Raw genomic sequence first — 21,575 nt, 5'->3', positions numbered from 1 at the left:
TCATGATCATGTCAAGAGTGCCCCGAGGGGCCGCAAAATACCTGCTGCCGGCACCTTTCGGTACCGGCAGCGGTGGTGCGCGGGGGCAGGCCCGGGTGGTGCACCGGGGCACGGGCGGGGCCCGGCTACCCGACGAGGCCGTCGGCCAGCTCCTCGCTCAGATTGGACTCCGTACCCGGGATCCCGAGGTCCTGCGCCCGCTTGTCGGCCATCGCCAGCAGCCGCCGGATCCGGCCGGCCACCGCGTCCTTCGTCAGCGGCGGGTCGGCGAGCGCGCCCAGCTCCTCCAGCGACGCCTGCTTGTGCTCCATACGGAGCCGGCCCGCGGCGGCCAGATGCTCGGGCACCTCCTCGCCCAGGATCTCCAGCGCGCGCTGCACCCGGGCCCCCGCGGCCACCGCCGCGCGGGCGGAACGGCGCAGGTTCGCGTCGTCGAAGTTGGCGAGCCGGTTGGCCGTGGCCCGGACCTCGCGGCGCATCCGCCGCTCCTCCCAGGCCAGCACCGACTCGTGCGCGCCGAGCCGGGTGAGCAGCGCGCCGATGGCGTCACCGTCCCGCACGACCACGCGGTCCACCCCGCGCACCTCGCGCGCCTTGGCGGCGATCTGGAGCCTGCGGGCCGCGCCCACCAGTGCGAGCGCGGCCTCCGGGCCCGGGCAGGTCACCTCCAGCGAGGAGGAGCGGCCGGGTTCCGTGAGCGAGCCGTGCGCCAGGAACGCGCCACGCCAGGCGGCCTCCGCGTCACAGGTGGCCCCCGAGACCACCTGGGGCGGCAGCCCCCGGATCGGGCGGCCCCGGCCGTCGACCAGGCCGGTCTGACGGGCGAGCTGGTCACCGCCCGTAATCACCCGTACGACGTAACGGCTGCCGCGGCGCAGCCCGCCGGGTGCCATCACCACGAGCTCGGAATTGTGTCCGAAGATCTCCAGGATGTCCTTGCGGAGCCGGCGCGCGGCGATGCTGGTGTCCAGCTCCGCCTCGATCACGATGCGCCCGCTCACCAGGTGCAGCCCGCCCGCGAACCGAAGGATCGCCGAGACCTCCGCCTTCCTGCAGCACGTCCGGGTGACGGGGAGGCGGGCGATCTCGTCCTTCACCGCTGGCGTCATCGCCATGGGCCGATCCTTCCATGCATCCGAAAAATACGGTCGTACGCGGCTGCCAGCAGCTCCGGGTCGTGCTTGGGGGAACCGCCGGGCGCTGCCACCGGCGCCAGCTCGACGGCGGCACCGAACCGCCGGGCGGCATCGGAGAGCGATTCGCTGTCGGGCACGGCGGCCTCGTCGGCCAGCACCACGTCCAAGGCGAGTTTAGGGGCGTGTCGCCCCAAAACCTCCAAATGACGCTGCGGTGAGAAGCCATCGGTTTCGCCGGGTTGCGGTACGAGGTTCAGCGAGAGGACCCGGCGGGCCTTCGTCTCGACGAGCGCGTCGAGCAGTTCGGGCACCAGCAGATGCGGGATCACCGAGGAGAACCAGGAGCCGGGGCCGAGGACCACCCAGTCGGCGTCCAGGACCGCGGCGACCGCCTCGGGGACCGCCGGCGGGTCGTTCGGCACCAGGTGGACGGACTGCACCTCACCCGGGGTGAGCGCGACGGTCGCCTGGCCGCGCACCGTGTCGACCTCGTCCGGGCGCGCCGGGTCGTGGCCCCGTACCAGCGCCTGGAGCTCCAGGGGTACGGCCGACATGGGCAGCACCCGGCCGTGCGCGCCGAGGAGCTTGCCGACCAGGTCCAGCGCCTGGACATGGTCGCCCAGCTGCTCCCAGAGCGCGACGATCAGCAGATTGCCGACCGCGTGCTCGTGCAGGTCGCCCTGGGACTGGAAGCGGTGCTGGATCACCCTGGCCCAGGTCTGGCCCCAGTCGTCGTCACCGCAGAGCGCGGCGAGGGCCTTGCGCAGGTCGCCGGGGGGCAACACCCCCAGCTCCTCGCGGAGCCGGCCGCTGGAGCCTCCGTCGTCGGCCACCGTGACGACCGCCGTGAGATCGCCGGTGATCCGGCGGAGCGCGGCGAGGGACGCGGAGAGCCCCATGCCGCCGCCGAGCGCGACGACCTTGGGCTGGGCGGCCGCTCCGCGCCCCGACAGCGCGGGGATGCCCCGGCGCAGCCGGCGCATCCGGAAGGTGCGTCCGGTCACTCGCGCCCCATGTCCCGGTGGACGACGACGGTCTCCATGCCCTCGGCGACGAGACGGGCACCGAGCTTCTCGGACATGGCCACGGAGCGGTGCTTGCCGCCCGTGCAGCCGACGGCGACGGTCACGTACCGCTTGCCCTCACGCCGGTATCCGGCGGCGATGAGCTGCAGCAGCTCGGTGTAGCGGTCGAGGAACTCCTTGGCGCCCGGCTGGTTGAAGACGTACGCGGAGACCTCGTCGTTGAGCCCGGTGAAGGGGCGCAGCTCGGGGACCCAGTGCGGATTGGGCAGGAAGCGGCAGTCCACCACCAGGTCGGCGTCGACGGGCAGGCCGTACTTGTAGCCGAACGACATGACCGTGGCCCGCAGCTCCGGCTTCTCGTCGCCGGCGAACTGGGCGTCCATCTTGGCGCGCAGTTCGTGGACGTTGAGGCTGGAGGTGTCGATCACCAGGTCGGCGTCGCCGCGCAGCTCCCTGAGCAGATCGCGCTCGGCCTCGATGCCGTCGACGATCCGCCCGTCGCCCTGGAGGGGGTGCGGGCGGCGTACGGACTCGAAGCGGCGCACCAGCGCCTCGTCGGAGGACTCCAGGAAGACGATGCGCCGGGTGACCTGCTTGGCGTCGAGGTCCGCCAGCGACTCGCGGAGGTTGTCGAAGAAGCGCCGGCCGCGGACGTCCACGACGACGGCGATCCGCGCCACGTTGCCCTGCGAGCGGGCGCCCAGCTCCACCATGGTGGGGATCAGCGCGGGCGGCAGGTTGTCCACGACGAACCAGCCGAGGTCCTCCAGGCACTTGGCCGCGGTGCTGCGGCCCGCGCCGGACATGCCGGAGATGATCACCAGCTCGGGGATGGCCGCCTCGACGGCCTCGCCGTTCTCCTTCGTGGTGCCCGTACTCACGTGCCCTGCTCCGTCCCGGTCGTGCTCAGTCATGCGCCGTTCCCCCGTTGTCTTCCATGATCTCTCCTGTCGCCGTGTTCACGGCGGGTGCCGCGGGGGCCGCCGCGGCCAGGGCCACGGCTACGGACTCGGCCGTCTTGCGGCCCACGCCCGGCACCTCGCAGATCTGGTCGATTGTCGCCTGCCGGAGCCGCTTCACCGAGCCGAAATGCTTGATGAGCGCCTGTTTGCGGGACTCGCCGAGGCCCGCGACGTCATCGAGCGGGCTCGTCCTGACCCGTTTGGCCCGCTTCGCCCGCTGATAGGTGATGGCGAAGCGGTGCGCCTCGTCCCGGACCCGCTGAAGGAGGTAGAGGCCCTCGCTGGAGCGGGGCAGCACCACGGGGTCGCTCTCGTCGGGCAGCCAGACCTCTTCGAGGCGCTTGGCGAGACCGCAGACGGCGACGTCGTCGATGCCCAGCTCGTCCAGGGCCCGCTTGGCCGCCGCGACCTGGGGCTGTCCGCCGTCGACGACGAGCAGCTGGGGCGGGTAGGCGAAGCGCTTGGGCCGGCCGTCGTCCTCGGTGAGGAGCTCAGGCTGCTGGTCGGGCTGCGGCTCGGACCGCCGCTCGGACTGCTGCTCCGGCTGTTCCGACCACTCCCCGGTCTTCTCCTTCTCCAGGAGGTAGCGGCGGAAGCGGCGCGTGATCACCTCGTGCATCGACCGGACGTCGTCCTGGCCTTCGAACGTCTTGATCTGGAAGCGGCGGTACTCGCTCTTCCGGGCGAGGCCGTCCTCGAAGACCACCATCGACGCCACCACGTCGTCGCCCTGGAAGTGCGAGATGTCGTAGCACTCGACGCGCAGCGGCGCGCTGTCCAGGCCGAGCGCCTCGGAGATCTCCTCCAGGGCGCGGGAGCGGGTGGTGAGGTCGCTGGCGCGCTTGGTCTTGTGCAGGGCGAGGGACTGCTGCGCGTTCCGCCCGACGGTCGCCATCAGGTCCTTCTTGTCGCCGCGCTGCGGGATCCGCAGGGAGACCTGGGCGCCGCGCCGCTCGCTCAGCCACTCGGTGAGCGCCTCGGTCCCGGCGGGGTCCGCGGGCAGCGCGGGGACCAGCACCTCCTTGGGGACCGCGTCGCCGCGCTCCTCCCCGTAGAGCTGCTGGAGGGCGTGCTCGACGAGGCCGGCCGTGCTGACGGCCTCGACCTTGTCGGTGACCCAGCCGCGCTGGCCGCGGACCCGGCCGCCGCGTACGTGGAAGATCTGGACGGCGGCCTCCAGCTCGTCCTCGGCGACCGCTATCAGGTCGGCGTCGGTGGCGTCGGCGAGCACGACCGCGTTCTTCTCCATCGCGCGGCGCAGCGCGCCTATGTCGTCACGCAGCCGGGCGGCCTTCTCGTACTCCATCTCCTCGGCCGCCTCCGTCATCCGCCGCTCCAGACGGCGGATGTACGTGCCGGTGCGGCCGGCCATGAAGTCGCAGAAATCCTCCGCCAGTTCGCGGTGCTCCTGCGGGGTGACGCGGCCGACGCAGGGCGCCGAGCACTTGCCGATGTAGCCGAGGAGGCAGGGCCGGCCGGTACGTGCCGCGTTCTTGAACACCCCGGCGGAGCAGGTCCGTACGGGAAAGACACGGAGCATCAGGTCGACCGTCTCGCGGATGGCCCAGGCGTGTCCGTACGGTCCGAAGTAGCGCACGCCCTTCTTCTTGGCGCCGCGCATCACCTGGACGCGCGGGAACTCCTCGTTGAGCGTGACCGCGAGGGACGGATAGCTCTTGTCGTCGCGGTACTTGACGTTGAAGCGGGGGTCGAACTCCTTGATCCAGGAGTATTCGAGCTGCAGCGCCTCGACCTCGGTGGAGACGACGGTCCACTCGACGGAGGCGGCGGTGGTGACCATCGTGCGGGTGCGCGGATGCAGACCCGCCAGGTCCTGGAAGTAGCTGGCGAGCCGCTGCCGGAGGCTCTTCGCCTTCCCGACGTAGATCACCCGGCGGTGATCGTCGCGGAATTTGTAGACCCCCGGCGAGTCGGGGATCTGTCCCGGCTTGGGGCGGTAGCTGGAGGGGTCGGCCATACACTCCACCCTACTGTCGGGGACCGACAGCAGGACCTCCGCGCGGCCTCGGGCCGGGTGGCCCGACAGGCTCTCAGGCCTCGGGGCCCGCGACGAGCTTTCCGTCCCGCTCCGTGACGGGCACCTCGGGCAGCGGGACGGTGGCCGGGCCGCGCAGCACCTGCCCCGTCGTGACGTCGAACTTGCTGCCGTGGCACGGGCAGTCGCCCACCGTGCCCTCCAGCTCCCCGAGCAGACAGCCCGCGTGGGTGCACTGCGCGCTGAACGCCTTGTACCGGCCCTTCGCCGGGCAGCTCACCACGACGCGCTGCTTCTTGTAGAGCTTGGCGCCGCCGACGGGCACGTCGGACGCCGCGCCCAGTTCGACCGGGGTGGTGGGCGTGGGCGTCTCCGCGTGGCCGAGCTTCGACTCGGTGGAGCAGGCCGCCACCCCCAGCCCGGCGGCACCGGCGAGCGCGGCGCCCTTCAGCACGGTACGGCGGGGGGCGGGCGAGCCGGCCATGGTGTCTCCACTGTTCTGGGGGTCCGAACGGGTGCCCTCGGCACGGAGGGGTGTCGGTGACATACGTGACGATACCGGGGCCGTTCCGGCGGCCGTTCAGCGGCCGCCGACGAGTGGATCGCCCGGCCGTCGGGCGACCGAGATCCGGCGCAGTACCTCGATCGTGTGACCGATCCGGTCGGCGGGCACCCCTTCGAGGCTCTCGGCGAGCAGCGCCTGGGCCGCCCGGTCGAGCCGCGCGAGGGTGTCGAGCCCCTTGCCGGTGGGCGCCACCCGCTGGGCCCTCCGGTCCGCCGCCTCCGCCACCCGCACGAGGAGACCCTGCCGCTCCAACTCCCTGACCTGCCGGGTGACATGCGGGGCGCGGACGCCGAGCCGCTCCGCGATCCGGCCGATGCGCAGCGGCTCCCCCTCGTGCACCAGGACCCGCAGCAGCGCGACGCCCGCCCGGTCGACGGGGGCCCCGGCCATGCTCACGAGCAGTTCGTGGGAGCGGGGCCGGGTGATGTCGTACGCGAGGGCACTCAGCAGAACCTGCAGTTCGGCGATGCCGCCGGGGGCATCGCGCTCGCGGGCAGGGGGACCGTCCATCCGCCCCATCATGCCGGTTCCGGATGGCCGAAGAAGCACTTGCCCCATACACACACCTGGGGTAGAAAATGCTTTGGGTAACTAACATCCAGGCCTGTTCGTCCGGTCGCGGCACCGGGGACGGGCTCAGCCGAGGAACGCGGCGACCGCTGCGCGGAAGCCCTCCGGGTCCTCCGTCCAGGGCAGGTGGCCGGCACCGGCCAGGGTGGTCCTGGTCACCCGCGGCAGGGCGCGCTCCAGCGAGTCCACCGCCCAGCGGGGCCTGATGTCCCGCTCGCCGTCCACGATCAGTACGGGGACCTCCAGCGCCGCGCACCGCTCGCGCGGCGAGCCCGTGGCGAGGCTCTGCCGCATCTCCGCGACCAGGGCGGTGTTGCACGGGTGGTTGACGCCGAACCAGGGGGTCGCCATGGCCTCGGCGTACTCCCGCGCCCGGTCCGGTGCGGCCTCGAACTCCACCGACCACTGGAGGACGGCCAGTTCACGGCCCTCCTCCGGGGTGCGGTCCTCGCCCCGGTCGCTCAGCTCCTCCCAGCGCCGCCGGTGCGCGCCCAGCTTCCGGTGGAAGGCGTCCTTGTAGTGCGGGTGCCAGGTGGCGTCCTCGTCGATGCCCGTGCCCGAGACGTAGATCAGCGCGCTGACCCGGGCGGGGTGGGCCAGGGCGTAGCTCAGGGCGAGATGCGCGCCCCAGGAGTGGCCGAGCAGTGCCGTGCGCTCCAGGCCGAAGTGGCGCCGTACGGTGTCGAGATCGGCCACCGAGCGGTCGGCGCGGTACGGCCCGGAGCGCTGGGAGCGTCCGCAGCCCCGCTGGTCCCACCGGACGACGGGGCGGCCCCGTGTCCCCTCGCCGCCGCCGGTGCCGGCGAGCAGCGCGGCCGGGGCCTCCAGGGTGTCCCAGAGGCCCGGGCCGCCGTGGCAGAGGATCACGGGCTCGCCCGGCCCGTCCGCCGCTCGCGTGGCCCAGAGCCGTACCCCGTCGTCCGCCCGCACCGTCTCGTCCATCCTGCGGATTGTGCCGGATCCGGGCCGGACGGCACGGGCGTACGACGGAAGCCGGGGGGGGACCCGGCGCCGGTGTCAGGAGCGGCGCGAACCGGTGGCGGACTTCTTGGCCGGAGCCTTCTTCGCGACGGCCTTCTTCGCCGCGGCCGTCGTCGCGGTGACCGTCGTCCGCGCGGCGGCCGTCCTGGCCGCCGCCGTCGCCTTCTTGGCCGCCGTCTTCCTCGCCGGGGCCTTCTTCGCCGGGGTCGCCGCGTCGCTGATCCGCTCGGGGTCAAGGATCTCCCGCAGGAACTTGCCGGTGTGGCTGGCCGGGACCCCGGCCACCTGCTCCGGCGTGCCCTCCGCGATGACCAGCCCGCCCCCGTTGCCGCCTTCGGGTCCCATGTCGACCACCCAGTCCGCCGTCTTGATGACGTCCAGGTTGTGCTCGATGACGATCACCGAGTTGCCCTTCTCGACCAGCCCCGACAGCACCGCGATCAGCTTGCTGATGTCCTCGAAGTGCAGACCCGTCGTGGGCTCGTCCAGGACGTAGACCGTACGGCCCGTGGAACGCTTCTGCAGCTCGCTCGACAGCTTCACCCGCTGTGCCTCACCACCGGAGAGGGTCGGCGCGGACTGACCGAGCCGGACATAGCCGAGGCCCACCTCGTTGAGGGTCCTGAGGTGGCGCGAGATCGTCGGCACGGCCTCGAAGAAGTCCAGCGCCTCCTCGATCGGCATGTTCAGCACTTCGGCGATGGACTTGCCCTTGTAGTGGACCTCCAGCGTCTCCCTGTTGTAGCGGTCGCCGTGGCAGACCTCGCAGGGGACGTAGACGTCCGGCAGGAAGTTCATCTCGATCTTGATCGTGCCGTCGCCCGAGCAGTTCTCGCAGCGGCCGCCCTTGACGTTGAAGGAGAAGCGGCCCGGGAGGTAGCCGCGGACCTTCGCCTCCATCGTCTCCGCGAAGAGCTTGCGGACATGGTCGAAAACACCGGTGTACGTGGCCGGGTTGGAGCGGGGCGTACGGCCGATGGGCGACTGGTCGACATGGACCACCTTGTCGACCAGATCGTCGCCGTCGACCCGGGTGTGGCGCCCCGGCACCGACTTCGCGCCGTTCAGCTCCCGGGCAAGATGCGTGTACAGGATGTCGTTGACCAGCGTCGACTTGCCGGAGCCCGAGACGCCCGTGACCGCCGTGAACACCCCCAGCGGGAAGGACACGTCGATGTCCCGGAGATTGTTCTCCCGGGCGCCGTGCACCGTGAGCCGCCGTCCCGGGTCGACGGGCCGGCGCACGTCGGGGGTCGGGATGGACCGCTTGCCGGAGAGATACCGGCCGGTCATCGACTCCTTGTTGGCCAGCAGTCCCTTCAGGGGCCCCGAGTGGACGACCTTGCCGCCGTGCTCACCCGCGCCGGGGCCGATGTCGACCACCCAGTCGGCCACCTTGATCGTGTCCTCGTCGTGCTCCACAACGATCAGGGTGTTGCCCATGTCGCGCAGCCGGACGAGGGTCTCGATCAGCCGGTGGTTGTCCCGCTGGTGCAGTCCGATGGACGGCTCGTCCAGTACGTACAGCACCCCGACCAGACCGGAGCCGATCTGCGTGGCGAGCCGGATGCGCTGGGCCTCACCACCGGAGAGGGTCCCCGCGGCGCGGTTCAGCGAGAGGTAGTCGAGGCCGACGTCGACCAGGAACCTCAGCCGTTCGTTGACCTCCTTGAGGACCCGCTCGGCGATCTTCTTGTCGCGCGCGTTGAGCGTGAGCCTGGCGAGGAAGTCGGCACAGTCGCTGATCGAGAGCGCGGAGACCTCGGCGATGGACTTGTCCATGACCGTGACGGCCAGGACGATCGGCTTGAGCCTGGTGCCCTCGCAGGTCGGGCAGGGCACCTCGCGCATGTACCCCTCGAAGCGCTCCCTGCTGGTGTCGCTCTCGGCCTCGGTGTGGCGCCGCTTGACGAAGGAGACCGCCCCTTCGAAGGCGGGGGTGGTGTAGGCGCGCTCGCGGCCGTACCTGTTCCGGTAGCGGACCTCGACCTGTGTCCTGTGGCCGTGGAGCAGGGCCTTCTTGGCACGCTGCGGCAGCCCCGCCCAGGGGATGTCCGTACGGAACCCGAGGGCCTGGGAGAGGCCGCCGATCATCCGTCCGAAGTACTCCTTGGTGTGGCCGTGGGACCAGGGGTGGATCGCGCCCTCGTCGAGGGACTTCTCCTCGTCGGGGACGATCAGCTCCGGGTCGACCTCCATGCGCGTACCGATGCCGGTGCAGTCGGGGCAGGCGCCGAAGGGCGAGTTGAAGGAGAAGGAGCGGGGCTCCAGCTCCTCGAAGGACAGGTCGTCGTACGGGCAGTACAGGTGCTCGGAGTACATCCGCTCGCGCTCGGGGTCGTCCTCCGGGAGGTCGACGAAGTCGAGCACGACCATGCCGCCGGAGAGCCCGAGCGCGGTCTCGACCGAGTCGGTCAGCCGCCGCTTGGCGCTGTCCTTCACCGTGAGGCGGTCGACGACCACCTCGATGGTGTGCTTCTCCTGCTTCTTGAGCGTGGGCGGCTCGGTGAGCTGGATCGTCCGGCCGTCGACCCTGGCCCTGCTGTACCCCTTGGTCTGGAGGTCCGCGAAGAGGTCCACGAACTCGCCCTTGCGCTCGCGCACGAGGGGGGAGAGGACCTGGAAGCGGCTGCCCTCGGGCAGTTCGAGCACCCGGTCCACGATGGCCTGCGGAGACTGGCGGGAGATCGGCCGGGAGCACTCGGGGCAGTGCGGCTTGCCGATCCGGGCGAAGAGCAGCCGGAGGTAGTCGTAGACCTCGGTGATCGTGCCGACCGTCGAGCGCGGGTTGCGCGAGGTCGACTTCTGGTCGATGGAGACGGCCGGGGAGAGCCCCTCGATGAAGTCGACGTCCGGCTTGTCCATCTGACCGAGGAACTGCCGGGCGTACGAGGAGAGCGACTCGACGTACCGGCGCTGCCCCTCGGCGAAGATCGTGTCGAACGCGAGGGAGGACTTGCCCGATCCCGAGAGCCCGGTGAAGACGATGAGTGAGTCACGGGGCAGGTCGAGCGAGACGTTCTTGAGATTGTGCTCGCGCGCGCCACGGACGATGAGACGGTCGGCCACGCCGGTCCGCACCTTTCTGAAGAGAAGCAAGGGCAGAGCCCCCGTCCCAGAGTACGGGGGACCGCCAGAAGGATGAATTTGCGAGAGACGGAGCGCCCGGCGCGGGAGTGCCGGACGGGATTCTCCTCTTGGCCAGGTTGCCTCCGCCGAGCTTATAGCACGCGCATTCGATTTACGGCGGCTCTCCACCGACTTCACCCGATCGGGTGGCGGCGCTATCGTCGGCGCCATGATCGATCACGCGCGTGACCTGGCAGCAGTACGCGAAGCGACCGAGCGACTCCTCAGCGCGGCCGCCGCACTGGACAACGCGGCCGTCGCCGCACCGTCACGGCTCCCGGGGTGGAGTCGCGGCCATGTCCTGGCACATATCGCCAGGAACGCGGACGCACTGGCCAATGTCCTCGAAGGCCGGCCGATGTACCGGGACGCGGCGACCCGGGACGCGGACATCGAGCGGGACGCCCCGAGGCCGCTCGCCGCGCACCTCGCCGACGTACGCGACTCCGGCGACCGTCTCCTGGAGGCCGCCGGGCGGCCCGCCGACTGGAGCCGCGTGATCACCCTGCGCAACGGCGTCACCGACGTGGCGGCCCGGGTGCCGTTCCGGCGGCTGGTCGAGGTCGAGCTGCACCATGTCGACCTGGGGATCGGCCGGACGCTGGAAGATCTGCCCGAGGAGTTCACCGGACGGGAGATCGACTTCCTGGTGGAGCGGTTCGCCGGCCATGCCGAGGTCCCGCCGCTGGCCCTGACCACCCCCGACGGCCGCCACTGGCGGACCGGGCGCCCGGACGGCACCCCCCTCACCGTCACCGGCCCCGCGCCGGAACTGATGGGCTGGCTCGCGGGCCGCCGCGGGGGCGCGTCCCTGACGACCTCCCCGGCCGGCCCCCTGCCCGTACTGCCGCCGCTCTAGCCCCTGTGGTCCCCCTCGCCGCCACCGGCCCATGACGCGCCAACTCGCCTAGGGTGATCCATATGACATACAGCGGAACCGTGACGGTCGGCGGACCGGCGGACGTCCATGAACTGCCCGCCCTGATGATCTCCAAGGTCGCCGTCGGGCCGATGGAGAACAACGCCTATCTGCTGCGCTGCCGGGCCACCGGCGAACAGCTCCTGATCGACGCGGCCAACGACGCCGCCACCCTGCTGACCCTGATCGGCGACGAGGGCATCGCCTCCGTCGTCACCACCCACCGGCACGGCGACCACTGGCAGGCCCTCGCCGAGGTGGTGGCGGCCACCGGGGCACGGACCTACGCGGGCCGGTACGACGCGGAGGGCATCCCCGTCCCGACCGATGTGCTCGTCGAGGACGGGGACACGGTCCGGGTCGGTGAGGTCGCCCTCACGGCGGTCCATCTCGTGGGGCACACCCCGGGGTCGATCGCCCTCGTCTACGACGACCCGCACAACCACGCCCATATCTTCACCGGCGACTGCCTCTTCCCGGGCGGCCCTGGCCGGACAACACGGCCGGAGGAGTTCAGCTCCCTGATGGGCGGCCTGGAGACCAAGGTATTCGACGTCCTGTCCGATGAGACGTGGGTCTACCCCGGCCACGGCATGGACACCACCCTCGGCGCGGAGCGGCCCCACCTCGCGGAGTGGCGCGCGCGAGGCTGGTGACCGTCCCCGCGCCGCGCAGGGCGAGAGGTCCGGTGAAACGGTTCTTGATGTCCATGCCGCCACGGCGCGGGACGCGCCGTTCGTGCCCCCGGTCCTACCGGGGGCACGAACCTCCGACCCCGTGGACAGCGGCTCGGGTGTCAGTGTGGGTCAGTTGCTGCGGCCCGCTTTGAGGGCTGTTGCTGTCTCGGTGACGCGGCGGCCCTGGTGGGCGGCGGCCTGGAGGGTGGTCCCGCTGGGTGCGCCTTCGCCGACCACGTGTGAAGTGCCGTACGGATTGCCCGACGTGAAATGGACGGGGTCGGTGTAGCCGGGAGGGACGATGATGCCGCCCCAGTGGTAGAACGTGTTCGACAGGGCGAGGATCGTGGATTCCTGGCCGCCGTGCGCGGTGTTCGAGGCGGTGAACGCCGAGTAGACCTTGTCGGCAAGCTTGCCCGTGAACCACAGCGGACCCGTCGTGTCGATGAAGGCCCTCAGCTGACTGGCCGGGTTCCCGAACCGGGTCGGCGTCCCGAACAGCACCGCGTCCGCCCGCTCCAGATCATCCAGAGCCACCTCCGCCACATCCGCGGTCTCCCGCAGATGCCGCGCCCACTCCGGCTTCCCTTCCACCGCCTCCGCCGGCGCCGTCTCCGCCACCTTCAGCACACGGACCTGCGCACCCGCCTTCTCCGCCCCCTCGGCAACAGCCCGAGCCAGCGAATGCACCGTCCCCGTCTGGCTGTAACACACAATCGCCACATTCACAGATGCCGAGAAGTGCCTTTCCTGCGGTCATGCCCGCTGCTGTCGAGCGGGCCCGGGTGTTCCTCCATGAGGACGACGCAGCCCGGCAGGATGTGAGGCGAACGTCCCGGAGAGGCCGGACCCAGGAGGCTCCGGAGAGGCCGGACCCAGGAGGCTGACGAGACCGTTACCCACCCGACCGACGCGACCGACCAGTTCGCTTCTTCTGGCGCCTCCCCATGGGAGAACGATCCCGAACTGGCCACGATCATGAGCAAGCGGCGCCAGCTGCTCAGCATCGGGTACCGCCTGCTCGGCTCCCTCTCGGAGGCCGAGGACGTGGTCCAGGAGGTGTACACCCGGTGGTACGCGCTGTCCCCGCAGGAGCGCGGCGCCATCGCCTCCCCCGGCGGTTGGCTGACGACCGTCGTCAGCCGTATCTGCCTGGACCTGCTCGGCTCGGCACGGGCCCGGCGCGAGCGCTACGTGGGGGTCTGGCTCCCGGAACCGCTGCCGGGAAACGCACGGTGGTTCAGCGGGCGCGGTACCGAGGCCGACGTCCCTGATCCCGCGGACCGAGTCGCTCTCGACGAATCGGTCACCATGGCGTTCCTCGTCGTGCTCGACGCGATGACCCCGGCCGAGCGGGTCGCGTTCGTCCTGCACGACGTCTTCCGCTACCCCTTCGCGGACATCGCCGAGATCGTCGGCCGCTCGCAGGAGGCCTGCCGCCAGTTGGCGTCCTCCGCCCGTCGGCGCGTACGTACCGCGCGGCCACCGGAGCCCCGGACAACACGTCGCGCCGACGTCGTCAGGGCCTTTAAGCAGGCCTGGCAGGCCCAGGACATCGACGCCCTGCTCGCTGTACTGGCGCCCGGGGCCACGGCCACGGGCGACGGCGGCGGGCGCGTGAGGGCCGAGCTCCGCCCGGTCGAGGGCGCCGAGGCGATCGCCCGCTTCTACGTCCACCGGGCGCGTGCGGCAGCCGGGTTGACGATTCTGGAGCGCACGGTGAACGGCGGTCCGGGTCTGGCGGTGCAGGTCGACGGCGTCATTGTGACCGTGCTGTCGTTCGACATCCGGGATGGTCGGATCACCAGGATCTGGGCCGTGCTCAACCCCGACAAGCTCCGTTCCTGGACGCCGGGCCGCCCCGCGGCCGACTGACCCGACGCACGCGGCCGATGTGAACCGGACCGGCTCCGCCTCTCCCGCGGAGCCGCCTGGGACACATCACCCGCCGCGACCCGCTCCTCGGCGACCACGTGATGGTCCACAAGGCGGTGGAGAAGCCCGTACCAGGCATGGCCCGGCCAGGGGGCCGCCGGGGCGTCCGGCGGCCGCGAGGGCGGTGAGGCAGGCGCCCAGCGCCGCACGCGGCACGGACGGTCACACCGTGACAGGCGTACGACCCCGCCACCGCCCGCACCACACCTTCCGCGGCGACTTCCCGACCCCGGCCGACGGGGCATCAGGTGGCCTCGGGCCGCTTCCGTCGGCCACGGTCGACGGCGCCGTGACAGGCCACGGCGTGGCCGGCGCCGCGCCCCTCCCCGCGGGCCACGATCAGTCCGCCGGCCACCCGGACCGCGAACTCGGTGCCGTCGTCGGCCGAGTCCCGGCCGAGGGCCGCGGCGACCGCGCCGTCGTCGTCGAACACGACGCGCAGCCGCGGCAGTTCCCCGGCCGCGAAGACCCGCCGCAGGCAGCCGACGAGATCGAAGAGCCGGAGTCGTGCCAGCCGGCCGGTCTCGGCCGGGTCGTCCGTCACGACGACGATCGTCACCTCGTCGCCGGGCCGTGCCGCGCGTACCGCCTCCTCGGCCGCGGACAGCCGGGCCACGCCCAACGCGACGACCACGCCGTCGTCGCCGAGGTCGACCGGGCGGCCGGTGATCTCGTCGGGCAGGCCGCCGGGTGCCGCCCACCGGTCCTCCGTCGGCCGCGCCGGAACGACGAAGGGCAGGTGGGGTGGCTCCGCGTCGTCCGTGAGGGCGATGCCGGCCAGGTGTTCGGCGGCGTCGGCAAGGTCGAACGGGTCGCCGATCCCGGGGGCGTTCTCCGTGAGGCCGGCCGCGCCGTGCAGCAGGGTCAGGGCCAGCACGGCGGGGCGCACCATCCGGGCGCCGGACCCGGGGCACGACTCCAGGGCCAGGGCGAGCAACAGAGCATCGAACCGTACGAGTTCGGCCAGCGCGGCCCTGGCCGGCGCGGTGTCGAGCACCCCGGACAGCGAGCGCAGCTGAAGGTGCCCGCTCCCCGGGGTGTCGCCGGCGAGTGGCAGTCGTTCGAGCCAGACCCGGGCGAACGCACCGAGCGCCCGCCCGGCGGAGTCGGGCGATTCCCTCGGCGGTTCGGCGGCGGCCCTGGCGCGCTCGGCGGCCTCGGCGAGCACCGCGAGGTAGAGCGCGCGCTTGCCGGTGAAGTTGGAGTAGACCGCGCCCCTGGTCAGCTCGGCCCGCTCGGCGATGCGGTCGACCTTCGCCTCGGCGTAGCCGTACTCGGCGAACTCCTCCCGTGCCGCGACGAGCACCGTGTCGCGGGTCCGCTGTTGCTGCTGCGCGCGGGTCAGTCTCGCCATCGGGTCCCCTTCCGTCTCCGCCATGTCATGATACAAAAAGCATCCGGATGATGATGACATCCGGAAACACCAAGCATGGGAGACTGGTCATGGGAGACAGCGGATTCGAGGTCGACGCACTGGTCAAACGATTCGGCGGGACAACCGCCGTTGACGGAGTGAACCTGTCGGCTCCACGCGGACACGTGCTGGGACTGCTGGGCCCCAACGGCGCCGGAAAGACGACCGTGGTCCGCGTGCTGGCGACCCTGCTGCGCCCCGACGCCGGCCAGGTGCGCGTGGCGGGGATCGACGTACGGCGGGATCCGGCCCGGGTCCGCCGGCGGATCGCGCTCTCCGGGCAGCACACGAGCGTGGACGACGAGCTGACCGGGCGGTCCAATCTGGTCATGCTCGGCGAACTCCTTGACCTCCGACAGCATGAGGCCCGCCGGCGGGCCGGCGAGTTGCTCTCCCGCTTCGGTCTGGACGACGCGGCCGACCGGCTCGTCGCCACCTACTCGGGCGGGATGCGGCGTCGGCTCGACCTCGCCGCCAGCCTGGTCGGGCAGCCCGAGGTCGTGTTCCTCGACGAGCCCTCGGCCGGGTTGGACCCCGGGAAGCGCGAAGAGCTGTGGCGGTCGATCCGCGAGCTCGCCCGGGCCGGCGTCACGGTCCTCCTCACGACGCAGTACCTCGAAGAGGCCGACGCTCTCGCCGATGACATCGCCGTCATCGACCACGGACGGGTCATCGCGTCCGGCACACCCGTCGACCTCAAGCGGGAGACGGGCGGACACACGATCGTCCTGCGGCCGGCCGACGTCGGCGACCTCGATCCCGCCGCCGCGATCGTCGCCGGTGTCGCAGGGCGAGAACCCGACCGGTCGGCCTCCCACGAACTCGTCGTGCCGGTTGCCGGCGACGCCGAGTTCTTCGAGATCACCGCCCAACTCCGGCACCACGGCATCGACGTGAGCGAACTCGCATTCCGCCTTCCCAGCCTCGACGAGGTCTTCTTGGCCCTGACGGGGACCCGTACCACCGACGTCAAGGACGCAGCGTGACCACGATCCCCGCCGGCACCGCCGGGACCCGACGCTTCGCCACCTTGCGACACAGCGCGGTCCTCGCCCGGCGCAGCCTCGTCAAGACCAGCCGGAACCCGGGCCCGATCGTGAACGGCGTGATCACCCCCGCGCTGTTCATGATCCTCTTCCTCTATCTGTTCGGCCGTCCGGTCGCCGGTTCCACCGGCGAGTACCTGCAGTATGTGTTCCCCGGGATCCTCGTCATGGGCGCCGGACTGGCCGGAATGATCTCCACCGGCTCGGCCATCAACCTCGACCTGAAGAACGGCGTCACCGACAGGTTCCGCAGCCTCCCGATCAGTCGCACGGCGCCGCTGCTCGGCTCGGTGGCGGCCGACATCCTCCGTTATCTGATCGCCGTCGCGGTCCTGTCCGCCATCGGCGCGCTGCTCGGGTTCCGCATCCAGGGAAGCCTCCCCGCGGCGCTGGGGGCGGCCGGGCTCGCGATCCTGTTCGGGTTCTGTCTCAGCTGGCTCACGGTCCTCATCGGCGTCCTCGTCAAGAGCGCCGACGCCGTGATGGCCTTCAGTTTCATCGCCTTCCTGCCCCTTCAACTGGGCAGTAGCCTGGCCGCCCCGACGGACACTCTGCCCGGTTGGCTCCGCGCCTGGGCGGATGTCAACCCCGTCACCCACGTCATGGACGCCTGCCGTGCCCTGCTGAACGGGACACCGGACACGGGAAGCCTCGGCGGCGCCCTGCTGTGGTCGGCCGCGCTGTTCCTCGTCTTCTGCCCACTCGCCATCCGTGCCTACGGCCGCGGGGAATGACGATGCCGACTGACGCCGGCCGGCCGAAGCGCGCCACGGCATCGATATCGGTCGATTCACTGATCCTCGGAATCCTCTCGCGCAACCCGGAAGCGTCGGACATCGAGCACCTCGCCGTCGCGACCGCGCTCGCGGCAGACCTGAACCACACCGCCCGACAACTCGTCACGCACTTCGTCGAGAACGCACGCCGAGAAGGAAGAACATGGGCCGCGATGGCAGCAGCCGTGAGGTCGTCAAAGCAGTCCCTGCACAAGAGATTCGCGCCGCAAGTCACTGACAGCCTTCTCACGAAGAGAACCGCAGACCCGGGGGACACGACATGACCTGGTCGGAAACTCACACCACGGACACCAACCTGTGGGTGTTGCACGCCCTGCGCTGTGCCGGTGCCGCCGGCCTCGGCCGCCTCCACGCGGTCACGGGCCTGGACGAACCTGCCGTCGAGTCCGAGCTCATCGATCTCGGGGTCGCCGGCCTCGTCACCCGGTTCCCCGGTGACGCGCCCTGCTGGGCGCTCACCGACGCCGGCCGCGCCGCGGACGCCGAGCGGATCGCCCACGAGCTCGACTCGGCCGGCGCGCGCGGGGCCGTCGAGGCAGCGTTCGACCGGTTCCTTGTCCTCAACCCGGAGCTGCTCGACCTCTGCGGGGCCTGGCAACTCCGCAGTGTCGACGGGGTCATGAGCGCCAATGACCACCGCGACCCGGCCTACGACGCCCGGGTCCTCGACCGGTTCGCCGACCTCGACCGGCGTGTCGCCCCCGTCTGCGCCGGACTCTCCGACGCCCTGCCCCGCTTCGGCCGCTACCGGATCCGCCTCGCCGGGGCCCTCGACCGCGCTGCGGCTGGGGAGCTGGAGTACGTAACCGACAGCACCACCGCCTACCACACCGTGTGGGCGGAACTGCACGAGGACCTGCTCGCCACCCTGGGAAAGCAGCGATGAGATGGATCCGCGCGCTCTCCGCAGAGGTGGGCGAGGGGGCGGACACTCTGGGCGGCAAGGCGCTCGGCCTCGCCCTCCTGCACCGCCTCGGGTTGCGGGTGCCGGCCGGGTTCGTCGTCACCACGGAGGCCTGCCGCGCCTTCCTGCGGGACGGCCGCCTGCCCGACGGGCTCCACGATGAGCTCGCGGCCGGCGTCGCCGACCTCGAACGCGCCACGGGCCGCGCCTTCGGCGGGGTGCGGCAGCCGCTCGCGGTGTCGGTCCGCTCCGGCGCCAGCGTGTCCATGCCCGGCATGATGAGCACGATCCTCAACCTCGGCCTCACCACCGGGGCCACCGCCGGCCTGGCCGCCGAGACGGGCGACCGGGCGTTCGCCGAGGCCTCGCGGAAGCGGTTCCTGTCCGGCCTCGCCGCCGCGACCACCGACGACGCGCCGGTCCCGGACGACGCCAACCGCCAGCTGGAGCTGGCGATCGAGGCCGTGTTCTCGTCCTGGGACGCGCCGCGCGCCCGCGCCTACCGCGCCGTGCACGACATCCCGCACGACCTCGGCACGGCCGCGATCGTCCAGTCGATGGTGTTCGGGAACCGCGACGTCCGCAGCGGCACCGGGGTCGCGTTCAGCCGCGACCCCAACACCGGCGAGAACACCCCGTACGGCGAGGTCCTGTTCGGGCATCAGGGGGAGGACGTCGTGTGCGGCGAGTCGACGACCCGGCCGCTGCGCGCTCTCGCCGACCGGGAGCCGGCGGTGTGGACGGAGCTGCTCGACGCCCTGGGCCGGATCGAGGGGGGCTACCGGGACGCCTGCTACGTCGAGTTCACCTACGAGTCCGGCGAACTGTGGCTCCTCCAGGCCAGGCCCGGCCGGTTCGTCGGTGCCGCCGCCGTCCGCCTCGTCACCGAACTGGTCGACGAGCGGGTCATCGGCCGTCACGAGGGGCTGCTCAGGGTCTCGACCGAGCACCTCCGGCACGTCCGCACACCGCGCATCGCCTCGTCCGACGAGACCCACGTCCTCGCCCGGGGAGTCGGCGCCTGCCCGGGCGTCGCGGTCGGCCGGGTGGCGACCACTCCGGAGCGGGCGGTGCGCCTGGCCAGGGACGCCCCGGTCGTCCTGGTGCGCCCGGAGACCTCCCCGCACGACATGCACGGCCTCGCCGCCGCCGCCGGAATCGTCACCGCGCGCGGCGGACCGGCCAGCCACGCCGCGGTCGTCGCGCGCGCCCTGGGCAAGCCCGCGGTCGTGGGCGCCGACCTCGTCTTCGACAGCGACGCCGGCACCGTGACAGCCGGCGGTCTCTCCCTCGACGACGGCACCCTCGTCACCATCGACGGGACCAGCGGCGAGGTCGTCCTCGGCCGCCCCCGCGTCGTCGCCGACCCGGCCGGCGACCATCTTCGCCGGCTGCTCGCCTGGGCCGACGACGTCTCGGGCGACCACTCGGAACGGGACGAGTCCCAGCGCCTCGCCGCGGCCCACGCCGTGTTGGCATCCCGCGGCGAGCCCTGACGCGCCCCAGGACCCCGAAAGGAGATCGGCGATGCCGACTCGACACCTCTACCTGCTGCGCCACGGTGCCGCCGACGCGTGGGGCGAACTGACCGACGTCGGAGAGCGGCAGTCGGATCTGGTCGGGCGGCGCCTGGCCGCCCTGCCGATCGACGCGCTATGGCACTCGCCCCTGCCCCGGGCGGTCCGCTGCGCGCGGATCATCGGCGCCCACCTGCCGGGGGCCACCGTGCGGGAGGCCCCGGAACTGGGCGACCACGTGCCCCATGTGCCGACCGAACTCACGCCGGAGTGGGCGCCGTTCTTCGACGGGTACGACGCCGAGGAGGCCGCGGCCGGAGAGCGCCAGGCCGCCGCCTTCACCGCCAGGTTCGCCCGCCCCGCCGCGACCGAGACCCACGAGGTCCTGGTCACCCACGCCTACCCGGTGGCCTGGCTTGTCCGGCACGCCCTCGACGCGCCCCCGGCCCGCTGGCTCGGCCTGAACTGTGGGAACACGGCGCTGACGGCGATCGAGTACCGTGACGGCACGGCGCCGACGGTGCTGCTGTACAACGACATGGGCCATCTGCCGCCCGAGCTGCGATGGACCGGCTTCGGCGCCGGCACACGCCCCTGAGGCCGACCCGGCCACGGCAACGACTCCACCCTCGGCGCGGAGCGCCCGCATCTCGCGGAGTGGCGGGCGCGCGGCTGGTGACCCCGGCGCCGCGGCGGCGGGGCGCGCCGTGACAACTCGTAACAGCACGGAAGCGGGGCGGGTGGCTGTGCTGCCACCCGCCCCGCTTCCGTGGTGCCGGGGTCCCGCCGCCGCGCGGGCTCAGGCCTCGATGCTGTCCTTGGCCTTGCCGTCGCCGGCCGCCGCCTCGGCCGCCTCGCGCTCCGCCTGCTTCTTGGAGGCGATGAGGCTGGTGATCGTGGTGACGATCAGGACGCCGCAGATGACGCTCAACGACAACGGGAGGGTGACGACCGGGACGGCCACGCCGGCCTCGTGCAGCGCGTGCAGCACGAGCTTCACGCCGATGAAGCCCAGGATGGCCGACAGGCCGTAGCTGAGGTGCACCAGCTTCTTCAGCAGTCCGCCGATGAGGAAGTAGAGCTGCCGCAGACCCATCAGGGCGAAGGCGTTGGCCGTGAAGACGATGTACGGGTCCTGGGTCAGGCCGAAGATCGCGGGGATGGAGTCCAGCGCGAAGAGCACGTCGGTCGTACCGATGGCGAGCATGACCACCATGAGCGGGGTCAGGATCCGCTTGCCGTTCTCACGGATGAAGAGCTTCGTGCCGTGGTACCTGTCGGCGACGCCGAAGCGCTTCTCGACCGACTTGAGGAGGCGGTTCTCCTCCCACTCCTCCTCCTCGTCGTCCGCGCGTGCCTCCTGGATGAGCTTCCAGGCGGTGTAGATCAGGAACGCGCCGAAGATGAAGAAGACCCACGAGAAGCTGGAGATGATCGCGGCACCCGCCGCGATGAAGACCGCGCGCAGCACCAGCGCTATCAGCACACCGATGAGCAGCACGCGCTGCTGGAGGTGCGAGGGCACCGAGAACTTCGCCATGATCAGGATGAAGACGAAGAGATTGTCGACACTGAGCGACTTCTCGGTGACGAACCCGGCGAAGAACTCGCCGGACGCCTGGGCCGTACCGAAGAGCAGCAGGCCCAGACCGAACAGGGCGGCGAGCACGATCCAGACGACTGTCCAGATACCGGCTTCCTTCGTCGACACGTCATGGGGCTTGCGCCCGATGAAGAAGTCGACGGCTATCAGGGCGCTGAGACCAAGAATGGTCAGCACCCACAGGGTCGTGGAGACTTCCACTGTTCCTCCGGCTTCGTACGGCTACTGATCAGCGTCGTCGCTGCCGGAGGTCTCTTCCACCCGGGCGGCACTGCCGCTCCACGGGCCGACGCCCCGGGACCGATGGCGGTCCGTATTGACGGGCACGTCGCGATGTGGGAGTACTCCCCTCCGCTGCCTGGAACAGTACAGGAAAGACCAAGGAAAGGTAAAGAGCAA

The 21,575-nt window shown here is 71.5% G+C and carries 20 protein-coding genes and 1 pseudogene; 10 read left to right on the top strand and 11 right to left on the bottom strand.

Features of this window, described 5'->3' with window-relative positions:
• Nucleotides 1-125: 125 nt before the first annotated feature.
• The 8 genes from whiA to uvrA all read right to left on the bottom strand — a co-directional run bounded on the left by whiA (nt 126) and on the right by uvrA (nt 10,304).
• Nucleotides 126-1,115, bottom strand: coding sequence for a DNA-binding protein WhiA (gene whiA / locus AB0P17_RS07900; RefSeq protein ID WP_046495602.1), 990 nt, complete (start codon nt 1,113-1,115; stop codon nt 126-128).
• Nucleotides 1,106-2,140 (bottom strand): uridine diphosphate-N-acetylglucosamine-binding protein YvcK, encoded by a 1,035-nt coding sequence (gene yvcK, locus AB0P17_RS07895; RefSeq protein ID WP_365808616.1) that lies wholly within the window; start codon nt 2,138-2,140, stop codon nt 1,106-1,108. Before yvcK ends, whiA begins: the two co-directional genes overlap by 10 nt.
• Nucleotides 2,137-3,075 carry an RNase adapter RapZ gene (gene rapZ / locus AB0P17_RS07890; RefSeq protein ID WP_365808615.1) on the bottom strand — a complete coding sequence of 313 codons (939 nt, stop codon included), beginning with the start codon at nt 3,073-3,075 and terminating at the stop codon, nt 2,137-2,139. Before rapZ ends, yvcK begins: the two co-directional genes overlap by 4 nt.
• Nucleotides 3,068-5,101: an excinuclease ABC subunit UvrC gene (uvrC, locus tag AB0P17_RS07885; protein ID WP_365808613.1), complete on the bottom strand. Its 2,034-nt coding sequence runs from the start codon at nt 5,099-5,101 to the stop codon at nt 3,068-3,070. The genes rapZ and uvrC overlap by 8 nt, the downstream gene beginning before the upstream one ends.
• A gap of 73 nt (nt 5,102-5,174) precedes the next feature.
• The gene (locus AB0P17_RS07880; protein ID WP_365808612.1) at nt 5,175-5,603 is read right to left on the bottom strand and encodes a Rieske (2Fe-2S) protein; all 429 of its coding nucleotides are present in this window, start codon (nt 5,601-5,603) and stop codon (nt 5,175-5,177) included.
• 96 nt (nt 5,604-5,699) lie between these two features.
• Complete coding sequence (locus AB0P17_RS07875) at nt 5,700-6,194, bottom strand: MarR family transcriptional regulator (RefSeq protein WP_365808610.1); 495 nt, start codon at nt 6,192-6,194, stop codon at nt 5,700-5,702.
• A 126-nt stretch (nt 6,195-6,320) separates the two neighbouring features.
• Nucleotides 6,321-7,196: an alpha/beta hydrolase gene (locus AB0P17_RS07870; RefSeq protein ID WP_365808608.1), complete on the bottom strand. Its 876-nt coding sequence runs from the start codon at nt 7,194-7,196 to the stop codon at nt 6,321-6,323.
• Nucleotides 7,197-7,271: 75 nt separating this feature from the next.
• Complete coding sequence (gene uvrA, locus AB0P17_RS07865) at nt 7,272-10,304, bottom strand: excinuclease ABC subunit UvrA (RefSeq protein WP_365808607.1); 3,033 nt, start codon at nt 10,302-10,304, stop codon at nt 7,272-7,274.
• 229 nt (nt 10,305-10,533) lie between these two features.
• On the opposite strand from uvrA, the gene AB0P17_RS07860 reads away from it, so the two are divergent.
• Nucleotides 10,534-11,223: a maleylpyruvate isomerase family mycothiol-dependent enzyme gene (locus tag AB0P17_RS07860; protein ID WP_365808605.1), complete on the top strand. Its 690-nt coding sequence runs from the start codon at nt 10,534-10,536 to the stop codon at nt 11,221-11,223.
• A gap of 62 nt (nt 11,224-11,285) precedes the next feature.
• Nucleotides 11,286-11,939, top strand: a complete 654-nt coding sequence (locus AB0P17_RS07855; protein ID WP_365808603.1) for an MBL fold metallo-hydrolase — start codon at nt 11,286-11,288, stop codon at nt 11,937-11,939.
• 150 nt (nt 11,940-12,089) lie between these two features.
• Here AB0P17_RS07855 and wrbA read toward each other — a convergent pair whose 3' ends face one another.
• A complete protein-coding gene (gene wrbA, locus AB0P17_RS07850) occupies nt 12,090-12,689 on the bottom strand; it encodes an NAD(P)H:quinone oxidoreductase (protein WP_365808601.1) in 600 nt (199 codons plus the stop codon).
• A 249-nt stretch (nt 12,690-12,938) separates the two neighbouring features.
• Here wrbA and sigJ point away from each other — a divergent pair, with 249 nt between their 5' ends.
• The gene (sigJ, locus tag AB0P17_RS07845; protein ID WP_365808599.1) at nt 12,939-13,835 is read left to right on the top strand and encodes an RNA polymerase sigma factor SigJ; all 897 of its coding nucleotides are present in this window, start codon (nt 12,939-12,941) and stop codon (nt 13,833-13,835) included.
• A 304-nt stretch (nt 13,836-14,139) separates the two neighbouring features.
• Here sigJ and AB0P17_RS07840 read toward each other — a convergent pair whose 3' ends face one another.
• The gene (locus AB0P17_RS07840; protein ID WP_365808597.1) at nt 14,140-15,249 is read right to left on the bottom strand and encodes a helix-turn-helix domain-containing protein; all 1,110 of its coding nucleotides are present in this window, start codon (nt 15,247-15,249) and stop codon (nt 14,140-14,142) included.
• An 89-nt stretch (nt 15,250-15,338) separates the two neighbouring features.
• Between AB0P17_RS07840 and AB0P17_RS07835 the strand changes: the two genes are divergently transcribed.
• The 7 genes and pseudogenes from AB0P17_RS07835 to AB0P17_RS07805 form a co-directional block, all read left to right on the top strand.
• A complete protein-coding gene (locus tag AB0P17_RS07835; RefSeq protein WP_365808595.1) occupies nt 15,339-16,295 on the top strand; it encodes an ATP-binding cassette domain-containing protein in 957 nt (318 codons plus the stop codon).
• Nucleotides 16,292-17,089, top strand: coding sequence for an ABC transporter permease (locus tag AB0P17_RS07830; protein ID WP_365808593.1), 798 nt, complete (start codon nt 16,292-16,294; stop codon nt 17,087-17,089). Before AB0P17_RS07835 ends, AB0P17_RS07830 begins: the two co-directional genes overlap by 4 nt.
• Before the next feature lie 2 nt (nt 17,090-17,091).
• Complete coding sequence (locus tag AB0P17_RS07825) at nt 17,092-17,415, top strand: hypothetical protein (RefSeq protein WP_365808591.1); 324 nt, start codon at nt 17,092-17,094, stop codon at nt 17,413-17,415.
• Nucleotides 17,412-18,038 carry a transcriptional regulator gene (locus AB0P17_RS07820; RefSeq protein WP_365808589.1) on the top strand — a complete coding sequence of 209 codons (627 nt, stop codon included), beginning with the start codon at nt 17,412-17,414 and terminating at the stop codon, nt 18,036-18,038. Before AB0P17_RS07825 ends, AB0P17_RS07820 begins: the two co-directional genes overlap by 4 nt.
• A complete protein-coding gene (locus tag AB0P17_RS07815) occupies nt 18,035-19,552 on the top strand; it encodes a pyruvate, phosphate dikinase (protein ID WP_365808587.1) in 1,518 nt (505 codons plus the stop codon). The genes AB0P17_RS07820 and AB0P17_RS07815 overlap by 4 nt, the downstream gene beginning before the upstream one ends.
• A gap of 31 nt (nt 19,553-19,583) precedes the next feature.
• Nucleotides 19,584-20,171, top strand: a complete 588-nt coding sequence (locus AB0P17_RS07810) for a histidine phosphatase family protein (protein ID WP_365808586.1) — start codon at nt 19,584-19,586, stop codon at nt 20,169-20,171.
• A 6-nt stretch (nt 20,172-20,177) separates the two neighbouring features.
• Nucleotides 20,178-20,252, top strand: a pseudogene (locus AB0P17_RS07805) (MBL fold metallo-hydrolase); the annotation flags it as partial.
• Between the two features lie 120 nt (nt 20,253-20,372).
• Here AB0P17_RS07805 and AB0P17_RS07800 read toward each other — a convergent pair.
• Nucleotides 20,373-21,377 (bottom strand): TerC/Alx family metal homeostasis membrane protein, encoded by a 1,005-nt coding sequence (locus tag AB0P17_RS07800; RefSeq protein WP_365808585.1) that lies wholly within the window; start codon nt 21,375-21,377, stop codon nt 20,373-20,375.
• Nucleotides 21,378-21,575 lie beyond the last annotated feature (198 nt).

Origin of the sequence: Streptomyces sp. NPDC088124 (genome assembly GCF_040685895.1) — a bacterium.
Classification (GTDB): domain Bacteria; phylum Actinomycetota; class Actinomycetes; order Streptomycetales; family Streptomycetaceae; genus Streptomyces.
This window is presented reverse-complemented; position numbering and strand designations above follow the sequence as displayed.

Excerpts from the sequence above, each read along its gene's own strand:
- whiA (WP_046495602.1), bottom strand. The coding sequence starts at position 1,115 with ATGGCGATGACGCCAGCGGTGAAGGACGAGATCGCCCGCCTCCCCGTC.
- rapZ (WP_365808615.1), bottom strand. The coding sequence starts at position 3,075 with ATGACTGAGCACGACCGGGACGGAGCAGGGCACGTGAGTACGGGCACC.
- uvrC (WP_365808613.1), bottom strand. The coding sequence starts at position 5,101 with ATGGCCGACCCCTCCAGCTACCGCCCCAAGCCGGGACAGATCCCCGAC.
- AB0P17_RS07880 (WP_365808612.1), bottom strand. The coding sequence starts at position 5,603 with ATGGCCGGCTCGCCCGCCCCCCGCCGTACCGTGCTGAAGGGCGCCGCG.
- AB0P17_RS07875 (WP_365808610.1), bottom strand. The coding sequence starts at position 6,194 with ATGGACGGTCCCCCTGCCCGCGAGCGCGATGCCCCCGGCGGCATCGCC.
- AB0P17_RS07870 (WP_365808608.1), bottom strand. The coding sequence starts at position 7,196 with ATGGACGAGACGGTGCGGGCGGACGACGGGGTACGGCTCTGGGCCACG.
- AB0P17_RS07860 (WP_365808605.1), top strand. The coding sequence starts at position 10,534 with ATGATCGATCACGCGCGTGACCTGGCAGCAGTACGCGAAGCGACCGAG.
- AB0P17_RS07855 (WP_365808603.1), top strand. The coding sequence starts at position 11,286 with ATGACATACAGCGGAACCGTGACGGTCGGCGGACCGGCGGACGTCCAT.
- sigJ (WP_365808599.1), top strand. The coding sequence starts at position 12,939 with ATGAGCAAGCGGCGCCAGCTGCTCAGCATCGGGTACCGCCTGCTCGGC.
- AB0P17_RS07840 (WP_365808597.1), bottom strand. The coding sequence starts at position 15,249 with ATGGCGAGACTGACCCGCGCGCAGCAGCAACAGCGGACCCGCGACACG.
- AB0P17_RS07835 (WP_365808595.1), top strand. The coding sequence starts at position 15,339 with ATGGGAGACAGCGGATTCGAGGTCGACGCACTGGTCAAACGATTCGGC.
- AB0P17_RS07825 (WP_365808591.1), top strand. The coding sequence starts at position 17,092 with ATGCCGACTGACGCCGGCCGGCCGAAGCGCGCCACGGCATCGATATCG.
- AB0P17_RS07820 (WP_365808589.1), top strand. The coding sequence starts at position 17,412 with ATGACCTGGTCGGAAACTCACACCACGGACACCAACCTGTGGGTGTTG.
- AB0P17_RS07815 (WP_365808587.1), top strand. The coding sequence starts at position 18,035 with ATGAGATGGATCCGCGCGCTCTCCGCAGAGGTGGGCGAGGGGGCGGAC.
- AB0P17_RS07810 (WP_365808586.1), top strand. The coding sequence starts at position 19,584 with ATGCCGACTCGACACCTCTACCTGCTGCGCCACGGTGCCGCCGACGCG.